Source organism: Mesorhizobium sp. B1-1-5 (genome assembly GCF_006443065.1).
GTDB lineage: Bacteria > Pseudomonadota > Alphaproteobacteria > Rhizobiales > Rhizobiaceae > Mesorhizobium.
The window spans coordinates 1-1,127 of sequence record NZ_VFWS01000565.1; the positions used below are offsets into that span (position 1 = coordinate 1).

Below are 1,127 nucleotides of genomic sequence, written 5' to 3' on the forward strand. Positions count from 1 at the left end.
CCCTCGACCGCCGGCATCACCGCCGGATCGAGGCCGTCGGCATCGATGGTGAGATAGTAGCGACCGCCGTCGGGAATTCGCTTCAGGAGCGCGGCGGTGCCGATGTCCTGCCATTCATTGGTGGTGATGATGTTGGCGCCATAGGCGCGGGCGGCCTCGACCTCCTCGGTGCGCGCGCTGCCTTGGCCGCGAACGCCGACCTGAAAAATATCCTTGATATGCGCCATTTCCGAGGCCCGCCGGATAGTGCTGGAATAGCCCTCCTTGACCCCGTTGACGTTGTCACGCCAGTCGAGATGGGCATCGAGCTGGACCAGCGTGATCGGACCCTCGCCGTCAAGCGCCCGGAAGATCGGGATCGGAATGCCGTGGTCGCCGCCGATTGTGATCGGCAGTGCGCCCGCGGCGCGGATCTTGCGGATCGCCGCTTCGGCTCTGCCATAGTGCCCGACATGATCGGCCGCCGCGCCGGGAACGTCGCCGACGTCTACCACCTTGATGTCCTTGCCGTCGAAGACTGGCCCACCAATGTCGAAATCATAGCGGTCGAGCGCCTGGCTGATCCGCTGCGAGGCGCGCCGCACCGCGGTCGGCGCATTGGTCTGGTCGTTGATCAACTCGTCGATCGTGTAGGGATCGCCATAGGGCATGCCGATGATGGCGACATCGGCCTTCAGCGTGTCGAGATCCTCGACCAGCGGAAAGTTCATGAATGTCTGGAAGACATCGCGCGGCGCGGTGGTGAGTTTGGACATGGGGTCTCCTCTGCGTTGAAGCTTTTTTGGATCAGGCGCCACGGCGGGCTGCGAGATGAGGCTGCAGCCTGTGCTCCAGGCTGCGCGAGATCGCTGCCACGAAGGCCGTCAGCCCCCAGTACAGCAATGCGATGGCGGTGAAGATCTCCACCGGCGAGAAGGTGCGGCCAATGATGTTCTGGGCCATGTAGGTGAGTTCCGGCACGGTGATCGCCGACAGGATCGCCGATTCCTTGATCAGCGTGATGGTGAGATTGGTGACCGCGGGCAGGATGTAGCCGAGCACCTGCGGCACCAGGATCTTGCGGAAGATGGTCAGGTAGCGCAGTCCCAGCGCGTAGCCGGCCTCGACCTGGCCGTACGAAATCGACT

At 63.5% G+C, this 1,127-nt stretch carries 2 protein-coding genes; both read right to left on the minus strand.

What is annotated here, in order from left to right; genetic code table 11:
- On the minus strand, positions 1-755 hold a 755-nt coding region (locus tag FJ980_RS33320), incomplete at its 3' end, for an arginase family protein (RefSeq protein ID WP_140547636.1).
- Between the two features lie 31 nt (positions 756-786).
- The coding region (locus FJ980_RS33325; RefSeq protein WP_140547637.1) for an ABC transporter permease subunit at positions 787-1,127 on the minus strand (341 nt) is incomplete at its 5' end.